Genomic DNA, 22,049 nt, shown 5'->3' on the forward strand with positions numbered 1-22,049 from the left:
AAACCCGTACTGGTATAAATAAAATAGACCTACACGAGAACACGACCAAGGTTGAGCCGTGCGAGTCATAACACACACCTGGGTATCGAAGAACCCATCTTTATTTCCGATCAAGGGAGCCCTGACCTCCTCAGTCCAAGTGGTCAATCTCCGCAGACAGATACCCCTGAAGAGCGCTGACTGTTTCTTCTGCGACAACTGAGGCCCCGAAGTCACTCCGAAATCCATGCTTGAGTTCGTCGCTCTCCAAGATTTCCAGACCACGCTCAAGCTGCTCCCGGAGCGCATCGTCGTCCCCTCTCCGCAGGTGAGGCGTGACAGCGTCAAGGTCGATTTCTTCTGCCACTGCTAGGACATCCCGGAGGTCTGTTTCACGGCCGCTGTGGAGCTTTGCCGCCACGAGGACTGCCCCATCGATGACTCTGGCTGTGGTCCTCACTGTACCTCCGCTCACCTCCTGTTGGTGGCTGTGGTCGTACAGGTAGTCGAACGACCACTGTGCCTCCGTCTGGCGACACCCGAGTCCGTTTACCAGGAGATCGAAGCCGATCGGCTGCTGCGGCGTGAGCCGCTTCTCGTACTCGATTACCTCGGTATCGTAGAACCACTCCTTGGCGTGGCTGTCCGTTTCTTCGAAGCCCCGCTGTTCGAGGAACTCGACGAAGTCAGCCTTGGAGTCTGGCGCGACGACGATATCGAGATCCGTGGAGAAGCGAGCATTGAACGCTGAGACAGCGTAGCCGCCAACAAGAACGTACTCGTGACCCTGTTGGGTGAGCTCTTCGAGCAGTTCGATGAGCGCGTCACTTCGATTGTTGAAGCTCATGGCTGTGCCCGTTCGGTCTCTCGATACGTGACGCCGAGGTCGAGGTCCTCGTACATCCGGTCGAGCATCGCCAGCCCCGACTGGAATTGGGCGTAGTTCTCGCGCATATACTCGATTGTCTCTGCTCTCGGGATCACCGGGTACCCTTCGACGTGCTCGATGTCGAGTGACGCGCGTGGCTCGAGGACGATCTGCAGCGGTCCGTCCAACTCGTCTTGGGGCTGTCGTTCGAATGCGGTGGGGAGGTCGAACGACTCGAAAAATGTCTCCCAGGCGTCGACGTCCTGCTCACGAACAGCGAGGAACAATGGATAGTCGTCGGGCTCGCGACCGACCTGGTAGCCGCCCTGAGTCCACACGTAGACGGCGTCGATCCGCGTGAACGCGAACGGCCAGTCACTGAACTGTGGGATGGCGTACGTTTCCTCGATGGAGGGTGGACTGACGCCGGCGCTGGCAGCGACGAGCTCGCGGGCTGCGTCGCGTACGCGCTCGTCGACGACAGTGAGGCCGTCGTCATAGGTGACGTAGCCTGCTTCTTCCAGCCGATTGACGGCCTGTCTCACTGTCTCGTAGGGCGTGTGGAGGTGTTGGGCGACCCGGCGGATGGAGTCACCACTCTCGATGGCGAGGATAGTCTGTGCCGCCGTGTCGTCGAGAACCTCGTACATCTGGTAGTTACCAATAACCCGGTAACAGTTAAAAGTCTTACTAGAGGACAGGGTAGAACGGCTCTGGCTGAGTTCTATCACTCAGGACTATTCAATTGAATGACTGGAAAATGCAGATCTCATAGACAATTTGCATAATGTGGATAATGTTGATAATGCAAATTGGGTATCTTCAATTGGTTCGTGTGGGTGGCAAAGATTGTGACGAATATGTATGTAATGCTGATAATCTAAATTATGTAGATTGCGTAAAGTCGACGGTGATTAGGACAATCTCAATTGCGCCAACAATCCACGGAATGTACAAAATGTAAGTTGTGTAGATAGCGTACGCAATCTGTCTGACACAGAATTAAGGTGGACGAGCTTCATTAACCGCGTATGACCAGAGCGAAACTTACATTATCGACAAAACTCGCGCAACCTTCAACATCTATCCAATGTACATTATCTACAAAATGTTCAAAATCCGCTTCTTACGGGGGTGCTGAGCTATGAGTGCTGACGAGTTTGAAGGACTCCCCGGAGCAGCTGTCTCGTTGCTCAAGGGAGGGGTAGGGAAATCCACGATCGCGCTCAACATCGCTGATCGACTCGCTGCTCGTGGCCATGAGACGGTACTATTGGATCTGGATAAGGATGGGCACATGACGACCCAGTTGGGATACGACGATGCGTACGACCGAGATGCGAACCTCGGTGACGCCCTTATCGATGGTGAGGACCCCGAAGACCTGCTTATCGAGACGGACTTCGGCGTTCACCTACTCCCGTCGAGTAACGAGCTCGAGAACGTCGAGACGAGGCTGAAGGACGAACGGTTCGCAGACGTGAAGCTTCGACGGAACGTCGTCGACCCGCTCATTCAAAACGGATACGACTACGTGATAATTGATGCCGCAGGCGGCCGTGGGAAACTCTCTGATAATGCCCTTATCGCCGTCCAGCGCGTCATTATCCCGCTGATTCCGCGTGCTGGCTCGATCAACGGTCTCAACAAAATGATTGAACGCCAGATCTCCCCAATCCGACAGAATATCGGGTTAGATATCCTCGCAGTTACCCCGAATATGATTCGTGAAACAATGGGTCAACACAACGAGCACCGAACTCTCGTTGAAAATCTCAACCGAGAGTTCGGTTCGTTCGTCCCTGAGTACGCTCGTGTGGACCCGGAGATCTTTGATGCCCTCGATGATTTGGGACGCACCATCGATAATATCCCGAAGCCGGGGATTCGCGAACGGACCGCAATTTCCCGCGCCTTCAAGCAAGGGATGCCCGTCTCGGAGTTCGACGAAGATTGCGACCAGATCCCGAATTTCGACCACTTAGCGGACCTCGTGGAGGAACACAGCCATGCCTAATGAGGACGACCGTTTCGGGGACGTCGCTGAACAGCTCAAACAAACGGAGGAAGGTGCCGAATCGGATGACGACGAACGTACTGACACCCATGATGAACCGCAACCGGATGAAGAGATAACTACTGAGGACACAGAGTCGGAGACTGAGTCCATTCCTGAGCAGGATGAGGAGGATGTGGACGAATCCACCGGTGGACCGGCGTTCTCCTTTGATGAGACCGATATGCACGGCTTCTATGTCCGGGAGGACACGTGGGATGGCGTCACCCGGATGCGATCATCAGTGGCTGCCGCTTGCTCAATGTTTGATGTTCCCGAGTACGAGGGAAGAGAGTTCCAAGATGCGTGTCTCCGGGTAATTGCGGACCACGGTGACGAGGTTGCCCTACAGATACTCCGAGAGCGTGGCATCGAAGCTGATGAGGAACGTGTCCAGGAAGTTGTGGAGATGCTTAGCGAGCAGGTCTCGAACGACTAACCCTGCATTTGCCCGATTTTCTCTACTATTTAGGTTTTGCACATATTGCACATTATGTAGATTATGTGAATGCGATTGGGTTGCAGTCTTGCGATTACTCACGAAGCTGAGTCAACCGTCGGTTGCCGTTAAGTTACGAACGACACGAAACGTTCACGACTTCTTTTTCTCACAACGGATATCTAACAAAACAAGAGGAGATATGACAAATTCCAGCCAGTTACAGAGAAACCCGCTCTTGTATCCGATTCGATATCGGTTCCATTACGAGAAATAAGCCGTAGCCTATCCAATACCGGATCGGCTACAAATAATTATTTTTGTTCAGAATATAAGTTATCTAACAACCAAGGCGGCCAGAAACATCCTCTCGCAAGCAAATCGTTTGTACCCACGTGTTCCCGACTGGGGGAACATTTATACTGGCAGCAGCCCGTACATAGAGATATGAGTCAGGGCTCGTACGACGATACCATCAAATTCCGCGCGGGCGCGCTGAAAGAGGCGGCTGGCGAGCTCGATGCGATCCATCTCGGCGGGATCAATATCAGCGAACTCGCCCGAGCGGGGCTTGCAGATATGCTCCGTCGGAGCATGACTGACGAGGACAAAATCACCCTCTATGAACGCTACAAGGCAGGTGAGATCTCCGAGGAGGCTACTCGCCTGCTGCTTGGCGAGGAGTTCGACCTCCTCCAGGAAGATATCGAAGAGTTTGCCGCGGCAGCCGAGGACGATACCAGCCAATATCTTGTTTGAATGGCGACTGAGGAATCGCAATATCCGATTCTCGTCGATACTGACGCCCTGATCGCTGTCGGGAACAGCTCACTATGGGATTGTATTACTGAGAACATCGGACTCACGACCACGAACGTCTGCCAGCAGGAGCTAAAGCGCCATTACGAGCAGAACCGCTCTCACGCTCCAGAAGGAAGTCGCTCGTATCGCCTTCACCACGGTAGTACGCGTGTTCTTGATGCGCTTGAGGATACAGAGACACCGTTGACACGTGTCGTGAGTGTCCCTCGACCGCATGGGGCTGATGCCGGTGAACAATCGCTGGAACAGCATCTCGTGCAGCATCCAAAGGCGGTCGATTACGTGGTGTTGATGGACGCTCACGGCCGCCGTTCGATCCGTCGAGAGATTCAGAACCGCGACCTCGAGGCGCGTGTAGTGCCACCGACTTTTCTCTTCTACATTCTCTACGATAACGATCTCATCTCGCGAACAGCGTTTTGTGAAACGTGTGTTGAACTTCTCAAAAGCGAAGGGTGGACAGGCTATCACGCCGTCGATGCTGCGTGGGAGGGGATTCCAGTCGACTGCTCAGACGTCATTGACTCGGATCTCCTTCCACCTTCATGATTATAAGGCTCTGTTGAAATCCCATTCTTCAGATAGATTCTCACCTGAAACAGCCGGTCGCTGAAGACTGCGAGTTGACTGATTCAAAATCGCGGTGGTACTGTTGGTTCCGTTGTTCTCGGTGAGCCTGTGGCTTGACATCAGGGCAGTTTGACGGAGAGACTGTAACTGGTCTCCTAATCGGATTGTTTACGGTGGCGTTGCGCTCTTACATCTGGTTTCGATGGGCGTCCCAACGGCCCAGTTGCTGACGGTACCCGCAAGTATTTGGTACATATACACACGTTACAGGCGCATCGGCCTTCGTTGAAATAAATACAAACGCTCGGCTCTGTTGAAATACTTTTTCTCAGACATATACTTGCCTGAAACGGCTGGTCGATGAGACCTGCGTATTGACCATTCAGAATTCTACCAGCTCAGAGGGATGTTTCGATAACCGTGCGAGATACAGGGCGCAAATCGGGTACCGACTACTCTACACATCGATGTCCTGTGTGTCTGGATGATTAACATACTCCTCCAACTCAGAGGAGAGTGAGGAGGACGGTTCAGTGGAGAGTGCGTCCCGCACACGTTGCCACTCTTCATGACGGCACAAGACGTACACAGGAATCTCCTCTAGTTCGAGAATTGACGCAATTGCGAATCGATGGTATCCCTCTAGCCAGTATATCTCACCGGTTCGAGAGATAGCAACAAGTGGATCTAAATGATTCGCATACGCATCTTCGAATTTGTTATCCTCGGTCGCCATTTCGTGGTAAGCGGCTGCGTTCGAGCGGTAACCGTCATCACGTATCGATTTGAAGAGATTATCCAGATACGCACACCGGACCCTCACATACTCTGATGGGCTTTCATACCCTCGCACCGTCTCACGCTGCTCAAATTGCTCCGCTACGTACTGAAAGAGAGTTGTATCTTCCCATGCGTAGCTTTCTTGAAACCTCTCTCTGATGCTGTGTTGAATAGCGATCTAATCAGCTGTTATCACGGGGCAGAAGGACGAAGCCGAGGAAATCGATTCTGTCCATGGAAGTCGATCTCCTCGACTTCGTTGAGCAGTGTCGTCGCCTAGTCAAACAAGCGTTGGGAAAGCACGCGGGCGAGCCCGCCAGCGGCGGGTTCGCCCGCTGGAAACACGTTGTGCTACACTGTCTTCGGCTCGAAGACGGCCACAGCTACCGAGAAACGCCGAATCGGCTGAAGTATATGGCCGAGATTCGTGACGCACTCGGCTTAGATCCAGACGATCTCCCAGACTACAGCACGATCTACAAGTCGTTTGATCGGCTGAAAATGTGGGTATGGCGGGCGCTGCTGCGCGTTTCCGCGCAGCAGCACCCGCAGTCCGAACACGCTGCGCTCGACAGCACGTTCTTCGACCGGCGACGTGCGTCATCGTACTTTCGTCAGCGGGCAGGACGAACGATACAGACGCTAAAAGTGACGACATTGACTGATGTGGAATCGCTGGCTGTTCTTGACGTGCACATTGCAGCTCGGTGGAAGCACGACACGAAGACGGGACCGCAGGTCGTCCGCCGAAACGCGGACGACCTGCAGTCGGTTGCCGCCGACAACGGCTTCCAAGACTCAGTACTTCACAAAGCCGCTTAGTTAGAACGTCTGCTTGCTGAAGGTGTGTCTAAAACCAAACAAGCAGACGGTGAGATCCACGAGGACCAGCTTCTTAACTTTCTCGTCAACCGCCTTGACGAGGAAGTTTCGCTCTCGTTAGCCAATAACGCTGAAATCACTGCTGAAGACATCTATGAGGTCCTCGTCGGCGCTTGCGCCGACGGGACCTCTGTCTCTACGCTCTGTGCGTCGAGCCAGAACTCACCCGCTGGGAACACGGTCCTCTACCATCTTCGGACGAAGTTCGAGCCGGAACGGCTCGAACGAGTCGCTAACACGCTCCTGCGAAAGGATCTCGATGAATTGCTCCCCGAACAGGTGGAGGTCTGCGCAGACCTCCACCTGCGGCCCTACTACGGTGACGAAGACGACACAGACGGCCTCTATCACTCGGTAGCGAAGCGTGGAACCACTGCGTTCCACGCCTATGCCACACTCTACGCGCGTGTGAAGAACAAACGCTACACGCTGGCGGTACGCCGTCTCAAAGACGGCGATACCGCAAGTAGTGTCCTCGCTGAGTTCTTCGGTGTCCTCGACGGCCTTGACGCCGGGGTCAAGGCCGTCTACCTTGATCGCGGATTCTACGACAGTAAGTGTCTCACGCTGCTTCAGGCGCACAATTACGCGTACGTGATCCCGATCATCCGGTGGGGTGAGGCGATTCAGCAAGAGCTCTCGGAAGGATGGAGTCGCGTCATTCAGCATGATCTGACGGGGAAACTCGACGGTCACAGCTGGACCGTCGATTTTCCCGTCTACATCGACTGTACGTACCTAAATGGGAAGTATGACGAGAACGGTGTGGCGCGTCACGGCTACGCCGCTGACGCGCCGTTCATCGACTCACCACGGGACGCTCGATACCACTACTCGAAACGCTTCGGTATCGAGTCAAGCTATCGCTTGTTTGAGCAAGCGATAGCGACAACGACAACACGAGATCCAACGGTACGGCTGCTGTACGTGGTGGTGAGTCTCCTCTTACAGAACGTCTGGCGGTACCTTCACTACGAGTATGTGGCGACGCCCCGCCGAGGCGGGCGTCGCCTCTGGTGGTGGCCGTACAAGGAGTTCGTCAATATGATTCGACGAGCTGCGTGGACGGCCCTCGCGGTGCGTCGGGCCGTCCCCGCGAATCGGCCACCTGACGACCGATTCCACCGCTAACCACCGACCGAGCAAGCCAGCGGAGTGAGTGGCGACGCTGTCGCGTCGGCGGCTGACCGCCGCCGACAGCGACAGCTCTCCGTCGATCCGTCCGTAATTCTCTCGTCGAGACCGTCAGTACAACCGCTTCGACACAGAACTCAGGCCGCAGAAACAGCTAGCCGAGGATGCTTTGTGAGGTACTGAGACTGGCACACCGAGTACGAGATCGCCGCACACGACATCGATTACCTCGTTCATTATCGCGGCTCGTCAGCGAACGCAGCCGCGAAAAACGCTCTCAACCGGGCAAAAGGTTACTCTCAGCGGTGGATGGCCGAAACATCGTATTCGACAACGAAGCGCTCGCTCGGCGACGCCGTGCGAGCGCTGGGCTGGTATCGACAGTTCCGTGAAATCGTCTTGATGTTCGCCATCACCAACATAGAACCACTGTGTGAACCGCTGTAACCGTGACTCAGCACCTATTCAACACAGCACTCTCTGAGCCCTTGATAAATAACGGTGTCTCGGATGTGTGAGCAGTTGCTCGTGTCGTCCCACTCTCCACCTTCCACCCGACCGAGTCCCCAGTTTAGTTGAAGATTCGGATGGTACCAGTCCACTACTGCTGGACTCACCGAGAGAAGCCTCCACGGGGAGGCCGGAGCCTCGTAAGAACGCTGATTTGCGTGTTGGTGCCACGCAGTGTAGTAGCGAAACTGTTCAAGATCCATGTCTATAACTGTATTCAGACGGGGGATATTTGCTTTGACAGATACTCCCGACTGGGAGACACCTCACGCAGTCTGAGCGATTCGTGAGTCCCCTGTATTGACCGAAGCCACCTCAAGTCGTGTCACCTGCTGAATATTTCAACAAATCCACTACCCCAAAGGTCCACTAACAGTTCAAGCAGGATTAGAAACGGTCGTGATCAATTCGGCGGAAAAGATCTTGTATCTTGGCCGGAAACTCTGTTGGATGTACCCGATTGCCAGCTCGCATATCTTCAGCATACGCTTCAATTGACTCTGGATCATCAACCCAGTCCAAGAAATCACCCTTCCGGTCTTCGTATTCACGTCTAGCGGTGATGAGTCGCTCGTGGCTCTCTGTCACTCCGAGATGGCGCATCCGCTGTCGGAGGTAGTGGCCCAACGTTGTAAGAGTCCACACACGGCGGACGGAGTCATCTCGGTATGCTTGGTCAGGAACAATCAGCCTGAGATGGACGGCTTCGTCACGGCGATCATTCAGATACCCACGGCTGACATCGAGTAAATCGTCGATTTCGTCGAATCGATACCCTTCACCATCAAGAAGAGAGATCAACTCAACTGCGCCCTTCTTCTCAAAAAATTCCGACAGTTCATCGTAATTCACATCCTCTAAATTAGGCGCTGTATCGGGGATATCATCTGGCATTACATACTGCTCTGTGATGCAGCGCTATTCACCTTGTACATTAGTTCAAATTATACTGGCATTCAAAGCATACTCAAATATTCTATGTATCTCTGTTTGGGACGAACGGTAGTATTCAAATTTTGTATTTAACTCTCCGTATCAAAGGTTATTTCGAAAACTTCGGAAACGACACGCTAGCAGTTAAGTTCAAAATGAATCTACTATCGATACTAATGTCCTCACTCAACTGGGCTGTTGACAGCTCATCTTTGTCGATCGACGGTGAGAGCCGATGAGCAATGAGAGCAGTCGGGTTCAAAGTGGGCTGACAAAGCAAGTTGATGATGTCCTTACTGCAGATACTGACTGGATCACACTTGCGAACGAACTGGACGTGAGCCGCTATACGCTACGGGACGCACACCCAGAGTGGAGTTCGTCGCTTCCGTTTCGGCCAATGTTTCTGGCGTATCTGTGGGCAACTGTCGAGCGTGAATCTCTGTCAGGAATCCCAGAACGCCTCTCTGACCGACCGGAACTCGCCCGTGCATTTGGGTTTGAGATGGATGATCTCCCCTCAGAAAGTAGCTGTAAACCAGTCCGGCTTGAAAGCCGATTCAGAAAGTTACAGACGGTCGTCGAATCAGGTGCTGAAGAGATCCGCCTGCTCGCGGCTGAACGAGGCGCACCAATCGGGAATGATCTTCTCAAAACAGCGGACGACGAAGACAAACAGTCGCTGTCAAATCGAACCGTCCAACGCTTGCTACGGAAGAAGGGGCATCAGGTGCTTGATGAGTTGAAGTCGGTAGCCATCCCTTCAATCTCACTCTCTCGCCCGGATGACGCGATCTACGACGACGATGAGTTACTCGTCTTAGAAGCAATCGCGTCGATCAAACAGAAGGCAGCACACGATTCGGGCCAGAAGCTGGGTGACATGAAAAATCCAGACCCAGATATTGATGACCCGTTCTACGAGGACGGCCCATCTGGTGAGACGCTGTTGGAAGCCCTCAAGCAGATGTCTATCGAGGAGATTGCGACTGTACTGAATTTCGCTCTCCGGAAAACCTACACACGCGCGAAACCCCGAATCAGGGAGCTCGAACACGGGAACGGCTCACGGTTTGGGACTCGTGCGAAAGTCGCTCTGGATATGACGTACGTTGCCTACTATGGCGATCGCGACGAGATGGAATGGGTACAGGGCGCACCTGAAGGAAAAGAGTACAGTTGGTGTCACAAGTTTGCGACGGTCGTGATCGTCGGCGAGAACACCCACTACGTCGTTGGGGTGTGTCCGCTCGGGAGTACGGATTACGCTGCGACGGACGCCTATCCCGGCAAGGATAGTTCCTACTACGTTGGGGATGTTGCACGACAACTTCTCTCGATCGCCGAAGACTATGTCGACATCAGGATGGTGTATGCCGATCGTGAATTTCACGCTGTAGATGTCCTTCAGACGCTTATTAACAAGCGGTTGGATTACGTAATCCCTGCCAAGAAAGATCAACATCGGATTGGACCGATGTGTGACCGGTTTGACCAAGTGAAGCAGGGGTATCACGAACCGAATGACACCCCGCTGTATGTCGAGGAGGATTTCGTCATGCACGGTGTAGTGAAGGATGGCGTCTCAAACCACACGGTACATACGACCGTTGCCGTGTTACCCCCAGCGGAAGATGATGATGTCCATGAAGAGGGATCGCCACAGCCGTTTATCACCAGTCTCGATGTGAGTGATGAGGTCGCACTCGATCGGCGCTGGGCGAAACAGCAGATCGAACAGTACAGTGACCGCGGAGCGATCGAGAACTCGTACTCGTCGATCAAGAACGCAGCAGCGTGGACTACCTCGAAGGAGTTTGGAGTACGGTGGTTTCATTTCGCCTTCGGGTGTGTGGTCTACAATATGTGGCTGTTAGTCGATTTCCTCACACAAGAGCGCATTGGGGTCATTGAAACCCGGAAGAAGCCCAGAATCACACTCAGTCGGTTCCTTGATTGGCTGGACAAAGAGCTGATCACACTCATTTAGAGCTCGATCTGGGCTAGCCCTTCGCGAGAGGCATCACTCTTTGCTGAGATAGATTTCTACCGATAAGTGTGTTTACTATAATAATTCTGTCTGTATGATAGCTATTAGAGCGTAATCGCGGCTATTTCTATCGGGTACTGGTCCGAATAGAGTCGATCCCGTGAACGTTTTGACCGGCATTCGCAACTCCACTTCTTCACGGCCATGTTCGTCAATGGCGGTGTGTCACTCGCGTTCACCGTCGGGCGTCAGCGACACCCCGACGAGGTGAGCGGAACGGTGAGCGGGACAATAAACAGCGTCGGCTACTTCGGGGCTGCCGTCGTGCCCGCAGTAATGGGTATGGTGCTCGATGTCTTCTGGACCGGGAAGATCGTCGACGGCACGCCCGTGTACTCCTTTACAGGCTATCGTGTTGCGTTCGGTATCGCCACAGTTGCCGGCTTCGCGGCCCTCGCGTGTGCACTCTGGATTCACCAGACTCGACGGCCAAGATAGCGTTGTGCGACCAGCGTACCGACTCGTGAGCATCAAGAGACCACACGCGATCCCGTACCGACGAACACCGCCGTTTTCAGCGTGCGTCCACGGCGACCCGAGCGGTGCTGGTACTGCCTCCATGCCGCTTCCCGGTCGAGTAACATGACACCGATGGCAGCACCACGGACCGCAGGCCGTCGCAGACTCTCAACACAACCCACATCACATTGACACGGAGACGCCCTCAAACGACCGGTCCAGCACTTCCGCTTCGTCGCCAGTGTATAATCGGCTCTACCCTTCCGCCTTCTCCGGATTGAACAGAGCAGATCACTCAATTTTTTCTACCGTCTCGTCGAGTCCGTGCGAGTTCAGTAACGTCTCTTCAGAGTAATCGCGCAATATCCCTACGCTCTCATCTGCCTTGATCGAACTGATCACAAACTTCGAACTCGTCCGTTGGATTCCGTCAACAGCCTCAAACTCCTCAACAAGCGTTTCAACCATATCACGAGACGGAAGCCGTGAAATAACAATGAAATCAGTATCTCCCATCATGAAATAAACTTCATTTACCCCCTCAATCTCGGCTAACGCCTTCCCAACCTCTTCCTGATACCCTTCTCCGAACTCGGCGAGCACTTCGGAAATAACCGTGAGACCCAATCCAGCCTTTTCGAAATCGATCTCAAATAAATCATTTTTGATCACCCCTCGGTCCTTCATATTCTTGATGCGGTAATGGACCGTCGATTTAGGGATATTCGTCTCCTCCTGTATGCGTTCCGGGCTGGTAGAGTCGTTCTCCGCGATCGAGCGTAGAATACGAACGTCCCGAGCATCAAGACTCATCTGAAACGCACCCCTGAACAGTTCCAACCACACATCGATCGGACACCAATCATACTTATCCCGTGTCGGTAGACGAATAAATATACTTGCCTCGGAAGACTAGACCCTTCGTGACCGGTAAATCACGAAAACTCCGGCCGCTCTGCGTACGCGATCGGATCGCGTGACCCAGCATTCCGGAACGCCTCAAGCCGGAACGCACACGCATCACACGTCCCACACGCTGGCTCCTCATCGCGGTAACACGACCACGTCATGTCGTACGGCACGTCAAGCTCCAACCCACGCTTCGCGATCTCCGTTTTCGACCACTCAACGAACGGCGCTTTCAACTCGATCGCTGTCTCCGGCTTCGTCCCGACATCAATGACGTTCTGAAACGCATCGAAAAAAGCCGGGCGACAGTCGGGATACCCGGAGAAGTCCTCGGAGTGCGCCCCGATAAACAGCGCCTCCGACTCAGTCGCCTCCGCGTACGAGGTCGCCATAGACAACAGATTCGCGTTCCGGAAGGGAACGTACGACGTCGGAATCTCGTCACTCTCCATATCGGCGTCAGCCACCTCCATCTCCTCATCCGTCAGGCTCGACGCCCCGATCTGAGAGAGATGCCCCGTCTCGATATGGAGAAAGTCAGCCGCATCGACCTCCTCGGCAAGCGCTTTCGCACACTCGTACTCCTTGTCTTCGGTGCGCTGTCCGTACGACGTGTGGAGGAAGTACGGCTCGTACCCCTGCTCGATCGCCTCGTACACCGCCGTCGCACTATCCATCCCGCCGGACACCAGAATCACCGCGCTTTTGTTGCTCATGATTGCTCAGTTGCGTCGAATCGATTTTCGCTCTGTACACCACGCCGACTGCGACGCTCCCATCGCGTTGGGAGTACCGCACTACCTCGACCAGACTGGCCCAGTACAACGCTCATGTTCCCGGGGCGTCGTTCCACAGGTCAACGTGGAGGCGCGGCGTGTACCGGTAGCCGTACTCCATCGCTAACTCGGCGACCTCACTTCGTGTTCCATCAAGTTGCTCCCGCGTCATTCCCTCCGGCATCAACAACACGTCATCATCGGCGACGGTCGTCGCCGTCGCTTCTCGCACCCGATCAACCAGGTCCGTGATCTGTGGGAGATCCGACGCATCTGTCACGACGAACTTCAGTTGCGTCTCGTAGTCGTCGACCATCTGGGACAGCGCATCCATATCGATCCGGTTCTGTTCGTGTTTCTCTTCCCACTCACCCTCCCCCTTCGGGTCACGGTCCGGTGTCGGCGTGCTGCTCGCCAGTTTCGGGCTGATACTCGCCAGATCGATCGGCGCGTCCCGGTAAATCGTCCCGTTCGTCTCCACCGTCGTATGATACCCGTCTGCAGCCAGTCGTTCCAAAAGTTCGATGGACTCCTCGTGGATAAGCGGCTCTCCGCCCGTGAGAACGACATGATTCGCCTGCTCGTGGGAGTGAACCTCCTCAATGATCGAGTCGACGTCGCGCCACGCCCCGGTCGGCTCCCACGACGTATGGTACGAGTCACAGAACCAACACCGCAGGTTACACCCAGACGTCCGCACAAACACGGAGGGCACACCAGCAAGCGTTCCCTCGCCCTGCAGCGAGTAGAACACCTCGTTGATCGGGAGCCCCTCACCAGCCGCGTCAACATCCGTTGCGGGCTCCTCGACATCGCTAGCGACCGGCATCAGTACGATGCACAGAGCTCGCCGGTTTCGCTCACCGACACCGATACGTCCGAGACGGTGTCCGGGAACGCGTCGAGCATTCGCTGTTCGAGGAGGACGCTCATCACCTCTGCCGTCGGTGGATGATCGAGGACGACGAGGGCATCGCTGTCGCCCGACGCTTCGAACGCGTCGACGAGCGGATCGCCTTCTTCGACGAGGAACCGGTGGTCCCACGCGTCGATGACGTCCGTGACGTCGCCTTTGTCGACGACCCACCCCTCCTCGGTGAGTTGGCCGGTCACTTCGACGGTGATCTCGTAGTTGTGCCCGTGTGGCCGTGAGCACTTCCCCTCGTGATGGAGGATTCGGTGGCCCGAGCTGATCCGAATCGGGTTGCCTGCTCCAATTTGGAGTGTTCGTTGGCCTGCTTCGGCCAGGTCTACTATCGTAGAATCATCTCTTGATATGCTTTGAGACATATCCGAAGAATATAGGGCGAGGATATAAGCATTGAGTTTCATCGGCTCTGTCGGATCCTACTCCTTCAGACCGGTTCGCAAGCAGAACAGTCGCTCAGCAACGAAGCCATATTGACCACCGAGTGTTCCACCAATTCAAAGAGGAGTTCCGATAGCCGTGCGAGATACAACGCGCGTATACAGCAACAAACGACAAGTCAATTCACGCGATACCATCGTTGAGGCGTTCGATTTCGGCCATAGACACTCTGCAGTCGAGCGCCTCGTCCTCTAACTTAACGCGACCGCGTCCAGCTGGCGAACATTGATACTCCAAACAGAATCACGAGTGCGACGGTCCATGCTGTCCACCCGAGCCAGAACGTCCAGTTGCGGGTGCCGTGGGGCCAGAACCGGCCTGACTGGCTCCGGATACGAACGAGAAGCCCACCGAGTAGTATCCCTCTGGACAGGAGTCCAAGCCCGAACAGCACTGTCGTAGTGACTGACATGGCTGAGATTGTGGGTTACGCAGGTACTGAGAGGTCGACGTTCCCCAGTCTGCGAGCGTTGATCGCGACGATGATCGTCGACAGCGACATGAACACGGCGCCGATCGCCGGCGACAGGAGGATGCCGATGGGAGCGAGGATTCCCGCCGCAAGCGGGAGCGCGAACACGTTGTAGCCGGTCGCCCAGACGAGGTTCTCCTGCATCTTCCGGTAGCTCGCCTTCGACAGTCGGATGAGCCGCACCACGTCCAGCGGGTTATTGTCGACGAGGATGATATCCCCCGACTCGATGGCGACATCGGTCCCCGAGCCGATGGCGATACCGACGTCTGCTCTCGTGAGCGCCGGTGCGTCGTTGACGCCGTCGCCGACCATCGCGACGAATTTTCCTTCGGACTGGAGTTGTTCGACCTTCGTGTCCTTCTCCTCGGGCAGGACCTCCGCGAAGTACTGGTCAATACCGAGTTCCTCTGAGACAGCCCTCGCGACATCCTCGGAGTCGCCGGTCAGCATCGCCACCTCGATGTCCATCGCGTGTAGCGCCTCGATAGCCTGCCGACTTTCGTCCCGGATAACGTCCGCGAGCGCGAATGCTGCGACGACTTCGGATTCGTCGTGAACCAGATAGATGACCGTCTCTGCGTTCGAACCGGCTTCCTCAGCGAAGGCAGCGATGCCGTCGGATCGTTCGATACCGAGTTTCTCAATCAGGTTCGGTCCACCGATATGAACCGTCTCACCGTCCACGGTGGCTCTGACGCCGAGACCGCGAAAGTTCTCGAAGTTCGAAACGCTCGCTCGCTGGACGTCTCGTTCCTCGGCGGCGTCCCGGATGGCGCGAGCGATCATGTGTTCGGAGTCACCCTCGACACCAGCGGCGACTTCGAACGCTCGCTCCTCACTCCAGTCGTCTGCCGTCTCGACGCCGACGACACCCTGCTCGCCCTTCGTGAGCGTCCCGGTCTTGTCGAATATCACCGTATCGAGGTTCCGGGCTTCCTCCATGGCAATCCGGTCGCGGATGAGCATCCCGTTCTGGGCAGCCGTCGAGGTGTTGATCGCGACCACGAGCGGAACTGCGAGTCCGAGCGCGTGCGGGCACGCGATGACGAGAACTGTGACTACGCGTTCGAGAACACCGATGTTGAACCCCGTGGCGACGACCCACGCGACGGCCGTAATCGCCGCGACGCCGAGTGCCACGTAGAACAGCCAGCCAGCTGCGCGGTCTGCGAGCAACTGGGTTCGAGATTTCGATTTCTGGGCTTCATCAACGAGCCGCATGATGCCCGCCAACGTCGTCTCCTCGCCCGTCTTCGTGATTTTGATGCGGAGACTTCCGTCTTGGTTGACCGTCCCGGCGACGACCTCCACTCCGGGCGCTTTGTCAACGGGACGGGACTCGCCCGTGATCATCGACTCGTCGACGGACGACTCGCCTTCGACGACTTCGCCGTCGGCAGGCACGCTCGTGCCCGGACGGACGAGTACGACATCGTTTTCGCCGAGTTCGGAAACGGGTACTTCCTCGGTATCCCCGCTCTCGGTGATACGCTCGGCGGTGTCAGGCATGAGTTTCGCCAGTTCGTCGAGCGCGCCGGAGGCCTGTCGGACCGACCGCATCTCCATCCAGTGGCCCAAGAGCATGATGTCGATCAGCGTAACGAGTTCCCAGAAGAACGGCGTCGTCCCCTCGAGGAACAAACTGCCGATGGAGTAGACGAACGAGACGGTGATCGCCAGCGAGATGAGCATCATCATCCCCGGCTCGCGGTTCTCGAGTTCCGTCCGGGCCATCGAGAGGAACGGCACGCCACCGTACGCGAAGATGATCACCGAAAGAACCGGCGTGATCCAGACGCTTCCGGGGAACGTCGGCGCTGTGTAGCCGAAGACATCCTGAATGAACTCGCTGAAGAAGATGACTGGCACCGAGAGCGCGAGCGATACCCAGAACCGCCGCCGGAACATCCGCTCGTGACCCGAGTGATCGGTGTGGGCCCCGTGATCTTCGTGCTCTCCCTCGTGAACGTCCGCGCCGTGGTCGTGGTCGTGTTCGTCCCCCCCAGTATGGGCGTGGGTAGCCTCGGCGTGGCTGTGTCCGGACTCGACTTCGTGATCGTGGTGTGAGTGTTCGTCGGTGCCTCCGGGTTCCGTGGTGGTCTCGTCCGTCCGGTCGTGGTTCGCGTGCTCGGAGGAGTGGGGAGGCTCCGTGGCGGATGAGGAATCTGGCGCTCGCCTCCCTCCATTTGCTTCTAACTGGCAGATACGGCAGCAGTAGACGGGCCCCCCGGAATCAGTTTCCGACGAAGAGTCCCGGATACGCTCGTGGTCTGGATGCTTGCTCATAGATTGTGTGTTGGTACCGCACCTCATTATTCTATTCGGAGCCTGATACTGTGCGGGACGATCAGGGCAAGCGGACTCGGAAGAGAACGACGGGGCGGTCGTCCGCGAACGTTCTGGGTGCTCTCAGGCGTGGGCGGTGTATCCAGCCTCTTCGACGATCTGTTCACAATGGCTGCAGGTCATTCCCTCGACGCTGATCGTGTGACTCATGCCAGTGAGAGATACGGACGGCTCCTCTTTGTCGTTTGCTGCTTCGATACTGCTGTTCGAACGGCCATGAAACGACGTATTCCAAAGTGTCTTCTGGAGAATAGTATCGCATCTTGCGTCCTTTTCTGCCAGTATGCGGGACTTGGACGAAACAGACATGGAGATTCTCTCGCTGTTAGCCGAGAACGCCCGTCGCTCGTTCAGCGCGATCGGCGAGGAAGTCGGCCTCTCGGGACCAGCCGTCTCAGATCGCGTCACACGGCTCCAAGAGACGGAATCATCAACCACTTCACTATCAATGTCGACCGTAGCCGACTCAGAGCTGGTGTGCCGATACTCGTCAAGCTAGATCTCCCGTCCGAGTCGTTCGATGCGGTACGCGAGCGGGTCAGAAACGACGACGCCGTCGAGTTCGCACTCACGTGTGCCGAGTGCAGCAATACTGTGGATTCTGAGGGGGAAACGAGTCGTGTCGGCGGAGAGCTCTATCATTTCTGTTGTCCATCGTGTCAGAGACGTGACTCGCCGTCTGAAATCGAAGATGAGCCCCATCAGCGTGGAGAACGGTGCGAGCAGTTGAGTACCACACCAGCCAGCCGAGGAAACTACTGCCGGCTGAATACGCCGCCGCTGCGTCGTTTGACCAGCTGCGAATACAGGCGGCTACACAACGCCCAAGAAAAGCAGTACTGAAAGCGCAATCAGCTTGAAAAGCGAGCGACCAGCGGATCGACATCCACTCCGGAGCCCGGGGCACTGGAGTCACGTTGTCCGAACGCGTTGATACAGCGCAACAGAGAGTTCCACGACAGCTACGCCGGCGCCGATAGCTAACGCGACTTCTGGCCCTCGGAGGAGGTAACCGAGGGCGGCAGCACCCACCACACCGACGACAGAAAGGGCGATTCGAGTACGAAATCGAACGGAATCCGTGTTTGTTTGAGTCATGATTTATAATACGCAAGGAGAAAGATAAGAGTTCAGTTACAGTACCCTGCGACAATACAGACGTACCCTGAGCCAAGTCCACAGCCGACACGTGAAATCGCCTCGACGACCAACAGACAGCCCCCGGAACAGATCAGATAGCCCCCGATAGTAGTAATCAGAGGCAGACACCGCACTAGACAGGTACTTTGGCTGAGGCGACCCCCTCCGAGTTTGCACAGGATACCGACCAGCGTAGTACATTGGAAACAGGAGAGTATCGAGCTTTCGGATACCTGCGCCGTGGAGAGAGCCCCGGAGCCTGTCCCTACCGAGTTCAACGAACTGGAACTGTTCTGGTCCTGGTTCGGGCGACGAGCATTTCGGATGGGAAGTTTGGTCGTCTGGGATCCGACCATTGCTGGCTCTTCGCCGGCCTGATCTTGGCCGAACGTCATCAGCTTGGCCTGGAACTGCCCAGCGTCTGAAGCACCGTTGTCAACTCTTTCGATGGTTTTTGCTCCTGACTGTGTTGGGTGAGAAGCAACCCCGAATGCGGTTGCCGCTTGACGCTCGCCTTCTTGTACGACGGTGACGGCAAACAATGCACCGACGTTCGCTGGATCGGTCTGTCCAGTTGTGTCCCGAGGATCGACCGGACGGTTGCCAACGGGTTCAAAAGGAACGATCACTACCCGAGGATCTATATCGTTCAGATCAGGATCGGTTGTCTCAACATCGACGGAAACTATGCCAGAGGGCTGCATCTTCCCTTCGGATCGCATCGCAGCTTTGAGCTTGTTGATTTCCGGATTATTCAGCGCCATAGCGGTCGCTCGGGGAACCTCGTCACCCGCACGTACTTCGACATCAGTTGCTTCGAAGTCGGGGTCGTCAGATGCTCGGGATTTCGGCTCGGTCGATCCTTTACTCCCGGCAGCCATTCCGGACAGCCCACCGAACCCAGCAACACCAGCCAATGAGGCAACTGCCCCTATAGTACGATATGGAAACACGCACAGCACATCTCGACGTCACGGGGATGACTTGTGCCAACTGCTCGGGGACAGTTGGCGACGCCTTGGAGTCACTCGACGGCGTCATCGAAGCGAACGCCAATTTCGCCACGGACGAAGGCTCCGTCGAGTACGACCCTGACGAGGTATCGCTTGCAGAGATCTACGAGACGATCGAGGACGCCGGCTACGGTGCGGTGTCTGACACGGTGACCATCGGCATCTCCGATATGACCTGTGCCAACTGTGTGCAGACGAACGAGACCGCACTCGAGGACACGCCAGGTGTCATCGCGGCCGAGGCGAACTTCGCCACCGACGAAGCGCAGGTCAGGTACAACCCCGCGGACACGTCACTCGACGCGCTCTACGACGCTATCGAGGACGCTGGTTACTCGCCGGTCCGTGAAGACAGCGACAGCGGTGAATCGGGTGAAGATGCTCGAGACACTGCACGACAGGGTGAGATTCGAAAACAGCTCCGTCTGACACTATTCGGAGCCATACTGTCGGCCCCGATGCTGTTTTTCCTCGCAGAGAAGTTTCTGCTCGGCGGGGGAATTCTCCCGGAGACGGTCTTCGGCGTCGAATTCGGGTGGGTCGAATTCCTGTTGGCGACACCCGTTCAGGTCGTGCTCGGCTGGCCGTTCTACAAGAACTCGTACAACGCGCTGGTCAACAACAGGCGCGCCAACATGGACGTTCTCATCGCACTGGGTTCGTCCACTGCGTATTTCTACTCAGTCGCGGTACTTGCCGGATTGATCGCGGGGAGTTTGTACTTCGACACTGCCGCGCTGATCCTCGTGTTCATCACGCTCGGCAACTATCTCGAAGCCCGCTCGAAAGGGCAGGCAGGTGACGCCCTTCGGAAACTCCTCGAAATGGAGGCCGAGACGGCCACCCTCGTCGACGAGGACGGTATCGAAGTGGAAGTGCCACTGGAGGATGTCACCGTGGGCGACCGCATGAAGGTCCGTCCCGGCGAACAGATCCCGACCGACGGCGTCGTCATCGACGGGCAGAGCGCTGTTGACGAGTCGATGGTCACCGGCGAGTCCGTCCCCGTCGAGAAAGGTGAGGGCGACGAGGTCGTCGGGTCCACCATTAACGAGAACGGTGTCCTCGTCGTTGAGGCGACGAAGGTCGGTGCGGACACGGCGCTCCAGCAGATCGTCCAGACAGTCAAGGAAGCCCAGTCCCGCCAGCCAGACATCCAGAATCTCGCCGACCGCATCTCGGCGTACTTCGTCCCAGCGGTCATCGCGAACGCGGTCCTCTGGGGCGTCGTCTGGTACCTCCTCCCCGCGACTCTTGCGGACTTCGTCGAGGTAATCCCGCTGTGGGGACTCGTCGCAGGTGGCCCCGTCGCCGCAGGAGGGGTCTCAGTCTTCGAGTTCGCGCTCATCGTCTTCGCGTCGTCCGTGTTGATCGCCTGTCCCTGTGCGCTGGGGTTAGCGACGCCTGCGGCAACGATGGTTGGGACGACGATCGGTGCCCAGAACGGCGTTCTGTTCAAGGGTGGTGACATCCTCGAACGCGCGAAAGACGTCGACACGGTCGTCTTCGACAAGACGGGCACGCTGACGAAAGGCGAGATGGAACTGACAGACGTCGTCGTCTTCGACGGTGACGGTCAGCCGATCACAGACGGCGGCCAACTAACCGGACGTGACCGTCTCAGCGAAAACGACGTGTTGCGGCTCGCAGCCACGGCCGAGAGCGGGAGCGAACACCCCCTCGCCCGGGCCATCGTCGACGGAGCCAGAGATCGCGGCATCGACGTGAGCGACCCCGACGACTTCGAAAACGTCCCCGGCCACGGCATCCGCGCAACCGTCGGCGACAGCGAGGTGCTGGTCGGTAACCGAAAGTTCCTCCGCGATAACGGGATCGACCCCTCGCCCGCTCAGGAAACGATGGAGCGCCTCGAGAACGAGGGGAAGACGGCGATGCTCGTCGCCCGCGTGCCCGCTGGCACGGACGAGGGCGAACTCGTCGGTGTGGTCGCTGACGCCGACACGGTCAAAGAAAGCGCGAAGGACGCTGTGAGCCAGCTGCAGGAGCGCGGCGTCGACGTGATGATGATCACCGGCGACAACGAGCGGACCGCTCGTGCCGTCGCCGAGCAGGTCGGGATCGACCCCGAGAATGTCCACGCTGAGGTGCTCCCCGAGGACAAGTCTGATGCCGTCGAGGCCATCCAGGATGAAGGCCGCAAGGCAATGATGGTCGGGGACGGTGTCAACGATGCACCAGCGCTCGCGGTCGCGTACGTCGGAACCGCGATCGGGAGCGGGACGGACGTCGCCATCGAAGCGGCGGACGTGACGCTGATGCGCGACGACCCGCTGGACGTGGTGAAGGCCATCCGCATCTCGGACGCGACACTCCAGAAGATCAAGCAGAACCTCGTGTGGGCGCTTGGTTACAACACGGCGATGATCCCGTTGGCTTCACTCGGGCTGCTTCAGCCCGTCCTCGCCGCCGGCGCGATGGCCTTCTCGAGTGTGTCGGTGCTGTCGAACAGTCTACTGTTCCGTCGGTACACTCCGGATCACGATTACGAGCTCCTCGGCCGCCTCCGGTGAACTACCCC

At 56.6% G+C, this 22,049-nt stretch carries 19 protein-coding genes; 10 read left to right on the forward strand and 9 right to left on the reverse strand.

What is annotated here, in order from left to right; all coding sequences use genetic code 11:
- Nucleotides 1-130: 130 nt before the first annotated feature.
- Nucleotides 131-826, reverse strand: coding sequence for a hypothetical protein (locus HALDL1_00070; protein ID AHG05452.1), 696 nt, complete (start codon nucleotides 824-826; stop codon nucleotides 131-133).
- A complete protein-coding gene (locus HALDL1_00075) occupies nucleotides 823-1,497 on the reverse strand; it encodes a sigma-70 like region 4 HTH domain-containing protein (protein ID AHG05453.1) in 675 nt (224 codons plus the stop codon). Before HALDL1_00075 ends, HALDL1_00070 begins: the two co-directional genes overlap by 4 nt.
- Nucleotides 1,498-1,991: 494 nt before the next feature.
- Between HALDL1_00075 and HALDL1_00080 the strand changes: the two genes are divergently transcribed.
- From HALDL1_00080 to HALDL1_00090, 3 genes are all read left to right on the forward strand, one after another.
- Complete coding sequence (locus HALDL1_00080; protein AHG05454.1) at nucleotides 1,992-2,864, forward strand: plasmid partitioning protein ParA; 873 nt, start codon at nucleotides 1,992-1,994, stop codon at nucleotides 2,862-2,864.
- Nucleotides 2,857-3,342 (forward strand): hypothetical protein, encoded by a 486-nt coding sequence (locus tag HALDL1_00085; protein AHG05455.1) that lies wholly within the window; start codon nucleotides 2,857-2,859, stop codon nucleotides 3,340-3,342. The genes HALDL1_00080 and HALDL1_00085 overlap by 8 nt, the downstream gene beginning before the upstream one ends.
- Nucleotides 3,343-3,789: 447 nt before the next feature.
- Nucleotides 3,790-4,101 (forward strand): hypothetical protein, encoded by a 312-nt coding sequence (locus HALDL1_00090; GenBank protein ID AHG05456.1) that lies wholly within the window; start codon nucleotides 3,790-3,792, stop codon nucleotides 4,099-4,101.
- A gap of 132 nt (nucleotides 4,102-4,233) precedes the next feature.
- Here the strand turns inward: HALDL1_00090 and HALDL1_00095 are convergent, their stop codons facing one another.
- Nucleotides 4,234-4,635, reverse strand: coding sequence for a hypothetical protein (locus tag HALDL1_00095; protein AHG05662.1), 402 nt, complete (start codon nucleotides 4,633-4,635; stop codon nucleotides 4,234-4,236).
- A 1,113-nt stretch (nucleotides 4,636-5,748) separates the two neighbouring features.
- Here HALDL1_00095 and HALDL1_00100 point away from each other — a divergent pair.
- The 5 genes from HALDL1_00100 to HALDL1_00120 all read left to right on the forward strand — a co-directional run bounded on the left by HALDL1_00100 (nucleotide 5,749) and on the right by HALDL1_00120 (nucleotide 11,461).
- Entirely contained in the window at nucleotides 5,749-6,336 is a 588-nt protein-coding gene (locus HALDL1_00100; protein AHG05457.1) for a transposase, read from the forward strand.
- Between the two features lie 24 nt (nucleotides 6,337-6,360).
- A complete protein-coding gene (locus tag HALDL1_00105; GenBank protein ID AHG05458.1) occupies nucleotides 6,361-7,527 on the forward strand; it encodes a transposase ISH3 in 1,167 nt (388 codons plus the stop codon).
- Between the two features lie 1,086 nt (nucleotides 7,528-8,613).
- Complete coding sequence (locus HALDL1_00110) at nucleotides 8,614-8,790, forward strand: hypothetical protein (protein ID AHG05663.1); 177 nt, start codon at nucleotides 8,614-8,616, stop codon at nucleotides 8,788-8,790.
- Nucleotides 8,791-9,208: 418 nt separating this feature from the next.
- Nucleotides 9,209-10,963 carry a transposase IS4 gene (locus tag HALDL1_00115; GenBank protein ID AHG05459.1) on the forward strand — a complete coding sequence of 585 codons (1,755 nt, stop codon included), beginning with the start codon at nucleotides 9,209-9,211 and terminating at the stop codon, nucleotides 10,961-10,963.
- Nucleotides 10,964-11,167: 204 nt separating this feature from the next.
- Entirely contained in the window at nucleotides 11,168-11,461 is a 294-nt protein-coding gene (locus tag HALDL1_00120; GenBank protein AHG05460.1) for an MFS transporter, read from the forward strand.
- A 312-nt stretch (nucleotides 11,462-11,773) separates the two neighbouring features.
- On the opposite strand, the gene HALDL1_00125 is transcribed toward HALDL1_00120, so the two are convergent.
- The 5 genes from HALDL1_00125 to HALDL1_00145 all read right to left on the reverse strand — a co-directional run bounded on the left by HALDL1_00125 (nucleotide 11,774) and on the right by HALDL1_00145 (nucleotide 17,297).
- A complete protein-coding gene (locus HALDL1_00125; GenBank protein AHG05461.1) occupies nucleotides 11,774-12,295 on the reverse strand; it encodes a transcriptional regulator in 522 nt (173 codons plus the stop codon).
- Nucleotides 12,296-12,417: 122 nt separating this feature from the next.
- Nucleotides 12,418-13,107 (reverse strand): 7-cyano-7-deazaguanine synthase, encoded by a 690-nt coding sequence (locus tag HALDL1_00130; protein ID AHG05462.1) that lies wholly within the window; start codon nucleotides 13,105-13,107, stop codon nucleotides 12,418-12,420.
- A gap of 112 nt (nucleotides 13,108-13,219) precedes the next feature.
- Nucleotides 13,220-13,996 carry a radical SAM protein gene (locus tag HALDL1_00135; protein AHG05463.1) on the reverse strand — a complete coding sequence of 259 codons (777 nt, stop codon included), beginning with the start codon at nucleotides 13,994-13,996 and terminating at the stop codon, nucleotides 13,220-13,222.
- Nucleotides 13,996-14,457, reverse strand: a complete 462-nt coding sequence (locus tag HALDL1_00140; GenBank protein AHG05464.1) for a 6-carboxy-5,6,7,8-tetrahydropterin synthase — start codon at nucleotides 14,455-14,457, stop codon at nucleotides 13,996-13,998. The genes HALDL1_00135 and HALDL1_00140 overlap by 1 nt, the downstream gene beginning before the upstream one ends.
- Nucleotides 14,458-14,963: 506 nt before the next feature.
- A complete protein-coding gene (locus HALDL1_00145; protein AHG05465.1) occupies nucleotides 14,964-17,297 on the reverse strand; it encodes an ATPase in 2,334 nt (777 codons plus the stop codon).
- A 343-nt stretch (nucleotides 17,298-17,640) separates the two neighbouring features.
- Between HALDL1_00145 and HALDL1_00150 the strand changes: the two genes are divergently transcribed.
- Nucleotides 17,641-17,856, forward strand: coding sequence for a hypothetical protein (locus HALDL1_00150; GenBank protein ID AHG05664.1), 216 nt, complete (start codon nucleotides 17,641-17,643; stop codon nucleotides 17,854-17,856).
- Here HALDL1_00150 and HALDL1_00155 read toward each other — a convergent pair.
- Complete coding sequence (locus HALDL1_00155; GenBank protein ID AHG05466.1) at nucleotides 17,853-17,999, reverse strand: hypothetical protein; 147 nt, start codon at nucleotides 17,997-17,999, stop codon at nucleotides 17,853-17,855. The genes HALDL1_00150 and HALDL1_00155 overlap by 4 nt on opposite strands.
- Before the next feature lie 1,441 nt (nucleotides 18,000-19,440).
- Between HALDL1_00155 and HALDL1_00160 the strand changes: the two genes are divergently transcribed.
- Entirely contained in the window at nucleotides 19,441-22,041 is a 2,601-nt protein-coding gene (locus HALDL1_00160) for a molybdenum-binding protein (protein AHG05467.1), read from the forward strand.
- Nucleotides 22,042-22,049 lie beyond the last annotated feature (8 nt).

Source organism: Halobacterium sp. DL1, assembly GCA_000230955.3.
Classification (GTDB): Archaea; Halobacteriota; Halobacteria; order Halobacteriales; family Halobacteriaceae; genus Halobacterium.